The organism is Ideonella sp. B508-1, assembly GCF_000333615.1.
Classification (GTDB): Bacteria; Pseudomonadota; Gammaproteobacteria; order Burkholderiales; family Burkholderiaceae_C; genus Ideonella.
The window spans coordinates 1-8,239 of record NZ_BADL01000123.1 but is presented as its reverse complement, the minus strand read 5'-3'; the positions used below and the strand labels follow the sequence as shown (position 1 = coordinate 8,239).

Below are 8,239 nucleotides of genomic sequence, written 5' to 3'. Positions count from 1 at the left end.
ATGCGGATCACCGCAGCAGCTCGCGCATCCAGCTCGTCATCTCGGCCGCCGCCGAAGAGGGCCAGGCGACCGTCATCGTGAGCGCGCCGCGCCGGAGTTCGACATGGATCTCTTTGTCGACGACAGCTGACGCCGGGATGGCCAGCGGCACGAAGGCGGGTCCTACGACCTGCGCTACGCCTTGCTCGCGAGCCAGCTTACGCCAGCCGTGGACGATGTTGGCATTGATGCCGTGGGCCATCGCGACCTTCGCCACCGAGGCGCCAGGGACCTCGCACTCGGCGATGATCTGCGCCTTCAGCTCCGGGGTGTGGTTGCGGCGGATCCGCTTCTTGTCCGTAGTCATCGTGTCCAGGATGGGTTGATCGTGGACAGGATCGTTGGCCGATCAAGCGCCTGCTTCAAGATGGGATAGCTGGCCGCTTACGCCTGTACGAAGAAATGCGGAGTCGATCCGAAATCCTGGGTAGACGGCGCTTCGGTGCAAGTGCGATTACCGGACTTCCGAAGCACCTGCGCCGCACCTATGAAGCCTTCCGGACGGGCAAAAACATCCGTCAAACCATGTCCAGGGCCACCTTGTACCGGCACAGGGCGGACTTGTTGAAGCATGGCATCGACATCGCGGCGCCGTTGCCCGCGGAATTGCTCGACACAGCGATCCTGGGCGCGGTTTGAGAGGGGTGAACCGTCGGTTTTGAAGTTCGGTAATCGGGCGCAGATGGTCGTTTTTTGTGCTTAATAGTCCTTGGTGTTCGTAAACAACCCCGGGCTGATTGCCCATGAAGATGATGAACACCGAGAACCAAGCCAACCAAGTCGCCACCAACCACAGCGAACAACTCATCGCGGAAGTTCGTCGCATCGATGCCGCCGATTGCGCGGCCATCGGCGCGATGTCCAAGAGCTGGTGGAGTCAAAAGGTCAAGGAAGGGATCGCTCCGCAACCTGTCGTCCAAAAGAAGCGGGAGACCCGGTGGCTGCTGCGCGAAGTGATCGACTTCTGGAAGAACTATCCGAACCTGGTCGCACAGGCACAGTGAGCATGAATCCCCCGCCACGCGCGGGGGCGCCATGCCCCCGCTTGCACCCGCAGGATCAGGTGCTCGACCGCCGGTCAGCCTGCCGCGCTGCCTCTCTGCCGGAGGCCCTCGTACAGCTCGGCAGGCCCCAGCAGGATGTGCTTGAGGCCTTGCCGCACCTTGTCCGAATCCAAGGCTTGGCGGCTCATGGTGCCATGGGCCTCGAATGCATCGATGATGGCGTTCATCAGCTCGCTGGCCAGATCGGGCGAATTGGCAAACTGCTCCTTGCTGTTGTGCATCGCCTGCTGCACCAACAGGTCCGATTCCAGCAGCTTGCCCTTGAGCACGCTGTTCACGTAGATCAGCTTGTCGTCGTCGGTCAGTTCACCGTCGAACAGGTCGTTCACCTTCTGCACGATCTCGGATAGGCGGATCTTCTCCTTGTCCTGGATCTGCCCCGTGCCCGGGGCCGTCATGGGCTGCAGCTTGTATTCGTCTCGGGCATCCGGCTCTTCCTCGCCCAGCACCAGGCGCTGCAGGCCGCGGTCCTTCAGCCGATGGTGGGTCAGCGTGACCTTGGACAGGTCCACCCCTTCGCGCTCGCGCCCAAAGTCCAGCAAGGGCAGCAGGCGCTTGAAGAAGATGGCCCGCTTCTCGATGGCCGAATTACCGTAGTCGAACATCTGCGACAGGAAGGCATACACCCGCACGAAGGTGCCCAGGTCGCGCTTGAACAGCAGCAGCGCGTCCCGCGCATCCTTGTCGTCCTGCGCTGCCTTGAAGCGCTTGAGCAAGCGGTCAGCCACCGGCTCGATGGCCGCCACCAACTGGGCCTGAGTGGCCCGCGGGTTGATTTCGGCCGCGACCACTCGCTCCACCTCGAAGTCGTCATAGTGGCCGCTGGCGTCCAGCTTCGCCCGCAGATCGAAGATCAGGTTCGGGTCGGTCACGCCCGCCAGCTCTGCGGTCTCGTAATAGGTCTGGAACGCCGCCAGAACCTCCTGGGGTTCGTTCACGAAGTCCAGGATGTAGGTGGTGTCCTTCAACCCGTGGGGCCCGTGGTAAGCACGGTTCAGGCGCGACAGGGTCTGCACTGCCTGGATGCCGGCCAACTTCTTGTCCACGTACATGCCGCAGAGCAAGGGCTGGTCAAAGCCCGTCTGGAACTTGTTGGCCACCAGCAGGATCTGGAATGCCTCGGTGGCAAAGGCCTCTCGGATGTCGCGGCCCTTCAGCTCCGGGTTGAGGCTGGCGCTGAGCTCGGTTACCGGCTCCGGCAGCACGCTGGGGTCGTTCACTTCGCCGGAATAGGCCACCAGCGTGCCCAAGGCATAGTGCTGGGACTGGACGTAGCTGTCGATGGCCAGCTTCCAGCGCACCGCCTCCACCCGGCTGCCCACCACCACCATGGCCTTGGCATGCCCGTTCAGCAAAGGCTGCACATTGGCCAGAAAGTGCTCCACCACCACTTGCACCTTCTGGGCAATGTTGTAGGGGTGCAGGCGCACCCAGCGCATCAGACCTTTCAACGCCTCGCTGCGCTCGACCTCCTTGTCATCCCATTCCTGGCCGTTGTGGGCCAGCTTGAAAGCCAGCTTGTAGGAAGTGTAGTTCTTCAGCACATCGAGGATGAAGCCCTCCTCAATGGCCTGGCGCATGGAATAGACGTGGAAAGGCTGAGGCAGGTTGTCCGGCCCGGCAGGGCGATCCGGATGGGGCCGACGACCGAACAGCTCCAGCGTCTTGGCCTTGGGCGTGGCGGTGAAGGCCACATAAGTGATGGACGCATTGCCCCGCGCCGCCATGCGCGCGTTCATCACGTCCTCGGTGCTCACCTCGCCACCGTCCGCCAGTTCGGCCTGTTCCTGGGCGCTCAGCACCTGCTTGAGCTTGCTGGCAGCCTCACCCGTCTGCGAGCTGTGGGCTTCGTCGGCAATGACCGCAAAGCGCCGGCCTTGTGTGGCGGCCAGGCTCTGCGCGGCCTCCAGCGCCTTCGGGAAGGTCTGGATCGTGCACACCACGATCTTCTTGCCACCGGACAGCGCCTCCACCAGCTCCTTGCTCTTGCTCTGGCTCTCTCCGCGGATGGATGCCACCACGCCCGCCGTGCGCTCGAAGTCGAAGATGGCCTCTTGGAGCTGGGTGTCCAGCACGGTGCGGTCGCTCACCACCAGCACACTGCTGAACAGCTTGACGTTGGCCGCATCGTGCAGGTCCGCCAGAAAGTGGGCGGTCCAGGCAATGGAGTTGGTCTTGCCACTGCCCGCGCTGTGCTGGATCAAGTACTTGCCCCCTACCCCCTCGGCCAGCACGGCATGCACCAGCTGACGGGTTGCATCCAGCTGGTGGTAGCGGGGAAAGAGCAGCCCGGTCATGCGCTTCTTCTCGTCCCGCTTGGTCACCAAGTAGCGGGCGAGGATCTCCAGCCAGCTGTCGCGCTGCCACACCTGCTCCCACAGGTAGTGGGTGCGGTGGCCCTGGCCGTTGGGTGGGTTACCGGCCGCGCCATGGTCACCCTGGTTGAAGGGCAGGAATTGCGTGGCGGCCCCCTGCAGCCGGGTTGTCATCATCACCGTTCGGTTGGTGACGGCGAAGTGCACCAGCGCCCCACGTGGAAAGTCCAGTAGCGGCTCGGCAAAGGCCCGGCCTTTGGGCTTGGGCTGGCGCTCGTAGCGGTACTGGTCCACCGCCTCGTTGATGCCCTGGGTGAACTCGGACTTGAGCTCCGCCGTGGCCACCGGGATGCCGTTGAGGAACAGCACCAGATCGATGATGTCGTCGTGGTTGGTGCGCACCTGCCGCACCACGCGCAAGCGGTTGGCCGCATAGCGGGCCTGCAGGTCCGGGTTCATGGCCAGCGCGGGCCGGAACTGGGCCATCTTCAGCGGCGCCCGTAGGCCCAGCATCTCCACGCCCACCCGCAGCACATCCAGCGTGCCGCGGTCATCCAGTTGCTTGCGCAGCCGGTCCAGCAACATCACCTCGGCGCTGGTGCCATGGGTCTTGGCCAGCGCATCCCAAGCATCAGGCTGGGTGGCCTGCACCCAGGCCAGCACATCGGCCGGGAACAAGGCCCGCGGCGTGTCATAGGCCTGGGCATCCCCTTCGGCGTACAGCCACCCGTGGGCGGCCAGGTGGCGGCAGATGTCGTTCTCGAACTCCACTTCCCGATGCAATGCCACCCTGCTCTCCCTGCTTGTTGTAGTCTGTGCTCAGTCTTCGTCGTCGGTGAGCGGCACGCCCTGCATGGCCCGCGCCACCGCCTGCTCAATCGCGTCCAGCGCTTCCGGCGGTACCCGATCGGCATAGCGCTTGCGCCGATTGTTCGACAAGTTACCGCCGTTCTGGTGAATGGCGACGATCAAGGCGGACAGGTCGCTGCCGCGCAGGTCGTAGCGCTCATCGATGTACCGCTTCACCGTGTCGAACAAGGCCAGGAAGTCCACTTCCTGCCGCAAATGGATGTCCAGCGCCGCGTCGGCCATGGCCAGCGTGAACTCCACGCCGGCCGTCACATCCAAGGTGCGGAACCACAGGTCCGCATCGGCTTTCCAGTCGTAGCTGTAATGCTCGTCACCCGCCCAGGTCACCTGGCACAGGTCCCGGGCAGGCCGGCTGAACGCGGTCAGCGCCCGCAGATAGTCGGCCTCGTGGCGCTTCATGGCCACCGACACCGGCAACAGGAACTGTGGCGGCAAGCGCCCTGATTGCCCCAGGCAGTAATGGATGAGGAACCGGGACAGGCGCCCATTGCCATCCATGAACGGGTGAATGAAGACAAAGGCGAAGGACACCAGGGCTGCATGGACCAATGGATCCACCTGTGCAGGGCGCCGATTGGCCAGGGCCATCAAGCCCTGCATCAGCTCAACGGCCAGGTCCGGCCATGGCGGCACATAGGTCACCCCCACGGCGCCGCGGGCCTCGTTCTGCAGGCGGTTTTGTTCGGTGCGGAACTGCACGGCCAGGTCGTAGGGGTTGGTCAGCGTGGCGTTCTGCCAAGCCACCAGCAGTTCCTCGCTCAGGGGCTGCTGCTCATGGGCCTGGCGCAGCAGGGCCGCAAAGCGGGCGGCCTTGTCCTGGCTGGGCGCCTCGCCTTCGATGGCGAACGAGCCTTCCGTCTCGCTCAGGTAGGCCCAGGCCAGGGCGCGCTCCAGCATGGCCGCCCCCAACGTCTGCGCAAACGCCTGGGCCCGCCCCAGAATGTCCCGCGACAAGCACGCCATCAGCGCTGGCGTCTTGCGCACGACTGGGCAGAACTGCCAGTCCCCCAGGCCGTTGAACTCGATGCGCCAGCGGGCGTCCCGCCGCGCCTCGCCCACCACGTAGGCCTCCGGGTCCCACATCGGCACATAGGCTGCGGCAACGCCTGTGTCCTGCAAGCCCGGCAGCCACTGCCCGTGCAGCCCCTCCCACAGGCAACCCAGCTTGCGCCCATAGATGCTGTTGGGCGTGGCGCGCACCCAGACCACCAACTCCTCGGGCGGGATGTGGCGCAAGGCCACCGCCAACAGGCCCAGTTCCACCCCCTCGTGCTTCAGGGCAAACAAGGCCTGTTGCAACAAGCTGGGGCCAGGCGCCAGCCGCTGCGGCACCAGCAAGGCCCCCTCGGGCAAGCGCTCCACCCGCTGCACCGGCGCCAAGCGCGCCCGGCGGGGCCCCAGAAAGTCCGGGGCGCCCAGGGCATCCTGGATCCAGGCGTAGCCGACGGCACTCATGTCCTCTGCGCTCCCGTGGGTGGAAAAATCTTCAGCGTCCGGGGATTATCTTCAGTTACCAGAGATGCACTGAAAATTTCTTCAGTCATGCGCATGGCACTGCGGGTGGCCCCTTCAACGCGGCAACTTGGCCATACGGCAGACGCGGTACCAGCTGAACGCCGCCTCGATGCCCAACGTCTGGTGCAACAGCAATTCGATGTGCCGCTGATCTTCCCGGCCATGGGCTGCCTCCCACAGATCGCGGAACAGAAAGCCCATCGCCTGCCTCCAGGCACCTACATGGCCGCCATACGCGGTGCAGACCTCACCCAAGGCCTTGTAAAGCACATCCTCGTCCGTTCTGGCGCACCTCTCCTCCAAGGGAGGACGGGCGATGCCTGTCAGTGAAGCCAACGCATCCGCAGCCTCAAAGCCATAGGCGTACCGAGCTGCGTCGAACACCCGCCTCGGTTGCCCCACTGAGCGTTCCGCCACCTCGGCCACCTGCCGCAGCATCAGGCTCAGCGCGGCCAACATGGGCTCGATGGGCTCATCCTCCTCGCCCAGGGAATATTCGAGGCTTCGCAGGAAAGCCTGGGCGTCTTCCTCAAGCGGCATGGAAAGCTTCCAAGTTGCGGACATCAATCTGGCCGGTGACGGCGGCGGAGATGAGGGCGGAGCGACGCTCAAGCAACAAGTTCTGTGCTTGCTTTGCTTCACGGATCAGTGCCAAGAACTGATCGGACCGCCGTGTCACCCACCTCGCGATCTCATCTTGCTCCTCCAAAGGAGGTATCAAGACTGGTGCCTTCCGGAGCACCTCTAACGTGATCTCTCTGAAAGTGGCCCCCTTGGCCATCCGATCAAAATATGTCTGAGCACCGTTACCGGTGAGAAAAGCCAACAGATACCCGGGATCGGTATCAGGACCTGGCGCGATCCGTGCCGTGCCTTGAGTCAAGTTGGCACCGTCTAGCTGTTTGGGCACCGGAAGGCATTTCCCAACTGTCGCCCGAATCGCAATGACCAGATCCCCAACGGAAACCCTCGAACGCGCATATGAAGCGTCGATCTCGGGCGAGGTCTTTGGATATCCATCGAGCGGCAACTCATCACCCGACATGTCGCTAGTCCTAATGTAGGGAACGCCATCCTCGACATCGGGGCCCGCCTGAACGATGCCGTAGGTAACGGAGGTACCAGGTTTGACCACACGCTGAAGCCTGTTCACCTGCCAATGCGCCGGCACCTCCCCCAACCACTCGACGCCCGAATCCTTCATCGGCACCGACGGGCCCAGCCCCTTGGTCACGGCATGGGAGATGACGGCCTGGCGCTTTTCCTTGAGCAGGGTGATGAGCTGTTCTTGCTCGGTCACCAGGGCGTCAATCTTGGCGGTTTCGCGGTCGAGAAAATGAGCAATCCCGGCCTGCTCATCGGGTGGCGGGCTCACAAACATAAAAGACCGAAAGTCGTCTTGCCCTAAGTTCTGCATGCTCGAACTTGTGCCCGCACATGCCATCTCGACTTGTGCACGATAGCTTGCCGTGCGCGTCCAGAAATACAGGAAGTCTGCCCTGATGCCTTTGGGGAACACTTGCCACAGGCGATCCGGAAGAAACAGCGTCGGGTGGTCAGCCCTGGTCAAGCCAGCAGCTCCAACCAGGTCCGGCGTGTTCATGCGGCTAACAATCAATGTGTTGGCCACGACAGGGCAAGCGACTCGGTCGTATTCGGCATTGACGACAGCCTTGTTCTCGGCTGCATCGAATTGGCCTGTATAGACGCAGCTCGTCTTGAGCACCCCAAACTGCTCGCTTTCGGCTGGTGTGTCGGTGGCGTTCACGCTGACGCCCGACTCGATGCGATCAATGAACGCTTTCAACGGCGCTACGTGCCAGTGCTTTGGTACCTCTCCAAACCACGGCACCCCACTGTCCTTGTACGCCGGATACCTCGGAAAGCTCATGCCGACAGCCCCTTGATCATGTCCAGGATGCGGTCGGTGGTGCGCTTCAGGTCGGCATCGATCTCAGCCAGCGGGCGCGGTGGCTTGAAGACGTAGAAGTGCCGGTTGAACGGGATCTCGTAACCCACCTTGGTCTTGTCCGGGTCGATCCAGGCGTCCGGCGCATGGGGCAGCACCTCACGTTGGAAGTACGCAGCCACGTCTTCGGTCAAGGGTACGTTCTCGGTGTCGCGCAGGGCCGCATCCGGCTGGGGCCTGCCCTTTTGCTTGCCCTTTTCAAACAACACCACCTTGCCCTCGGCGTCGCGCAGCGGGCGCTCCACGGTGATGGTGCGGTAGCCAAAGGCCTCGTTGGCAAAGATGCGGCTGATGGGCTTGCCTTCGTCGTCCGCAGCTTCTTCAAAGCGGCCAAACAGCTGGGTGATGTGGTCGATGTGGGCGTCGCTCAGCTCCTTGCGCTTGGAGCCCAAGCTCTTGCGCATCTTCTGCCACATGCCGCTGGCGTCGATCAGCTGCACCTTGCCCCTGCGCGCCGGTGGCTGCGG

General features: G+C 63.4%; 7 protein-coding genes and 1 pseudogene. 2 read left to right on the top strand and 6 right to left on the bottom strand.

The features are described 5' to 3' along the window. Positions 1 to 7 precede the first annotated feature (7 nt). Positions 8 to 346 (bottom strand): transposase, encoded by a 339-nt coding sequence (locus I73_RS05400; RefSeq protein WP_022979679.1) that lies wholly within the window; start codon positions 344 to 346, stop codon positions 8 to 10. A gap of 95 nt (positions 347 to 441) precedes the next feature. Here I73_RS05400 and I73_RS34800 point away from each other — a divergent pair, with 95 nt between their 5' ends. Then, positions 442 to 678, top strand: a complete 237-nt coding sequence (locus I73_RS34800) for a phage/plasmid replication protein (protein ID WP_040499652.1) — start codon at positions 442 to 444, stop codon at positions 676 to 678. 104 nt (positions 679 to 782) lie between these two features. Continuing rightward, positions 783 to 1,043, top strand: a complete 261-nt coding sequence (locus I73_RS05390) for a hypothetical protein (protein ID WP_022979677.1) — start codon at positions 783 to 785, stop codon at positions 1,041 to 1,043. Between the two features lie 74 nt (positions 1,044 to 1,117). Here the strand turns inward: I73_RS05390 and I73_RS05385 are convergent, their stop codons facing one another. The 5 genes and pseudogenes from I73_RS05385 to I73_RS26120 form a co-directional block, all read right to left on the bottom strand. Further along, on the bottom strand, positions 1,118 to 4,207 hold the full coding sequence (locus tag I73_RS05385; RefSeq protein ID WP_026096341.1) for a type I restriction endonuclease subunit R: 3,090 nt from the start codon (positions 4,205 to 4,207) through the stop codon (positions 1,118 to 1,120). A 30-nt stretch (positions 4,208 to 4,237) separates the two neighbouring features. After that, complete coding sequence (locus I73_RS05380) at positions 4,238 to 5,743, bottom strand: Fic family protein (protein WP_022979675.1); 1,506 nt, start codon at positions 5,741 to 5,743, stop codon at positions 4,238 to 4,240. Positions 5,744 to 5,857: 114 nt separating this feature from the next. Further along, positions 5,858 to 6,343: a hypothetical protein gene (locus I73_RS05375; RefSeq protein ID WP_022979674.1), complete on the bottom strand. Its 486-nt coding sequence runs from the start codon at positions 6,341 to 6,343 to the stop codon at positions 5,858 to 5,860. Continuing rightward, on the bottom strand, positions 6,333 to 7,694 hold the full coding sequence (locus tag I73_RS05370) for a restriction endonuclease subunit S (protein ID WP_022979673.1): 1,362 nt from the start codon (positions 7,692 to 7,694) through the stop codon (positions 6,333 to 6,335). The genes I73_RS05375 and I73_RS05370 overlap by 11 nt, the downstream gene beginning before the upstream one ends. Next, positions 7,691 to 8,239: pseudogene (locus tag I73_RS26120) on the bottom strand (SAM-dependent DNA methyltransferase); the annotation flags it as partial. The pseudogene I73_RS26120 and the gene I73_RS05370, both read right to left, overlap by 4 nt.

Bases quoted from the DNA above. Each gene is read 5' to 3' on its own strand.
- I73_RS05400 (WP_022979679.1), bottom strand. From the start codon at position 346: ATGACTACGGACAAGAAGCGGATCCGCCGCAACCACACCCCGGAGCTG.
- I73_RS34800 (WP_040499652.1), top strand. From the start codon at position 442: ATGCGGAGTCGATCCGAAATCCTGGGTAGACGGCGCTTCGGTGCAAGT.
- I73_RS05390 (WP_022979677.1), top strand. From the start codon at position 783: ATGAAGATGATGAACACCGAGAACCAAGCCAACCAAGTCGCCACCAAC.
- I73_RS05380 (WP_022979675.1), bottom strand. From the start codon at position 5,743: ATGAGTGCCGTCGGCTACGCCTGGATCCAGGATGCCCTGGGCGCCCCG.
- I73_RS05375 (WP_022979674.1), bottom strand. From the start codon at position 6,343: ATGCCGCTTGAGGAAGACGCCCAGGCTTTCCTGCGAAGCCTCGAATAT.
- I73_RS05370 (WP_022979673.1), bottom strand. From the start codon at position 7,694: ATGAGCTTTCCGAGGTATCCGGCGTACAAGGACAGTGGGGTGCCGTGG.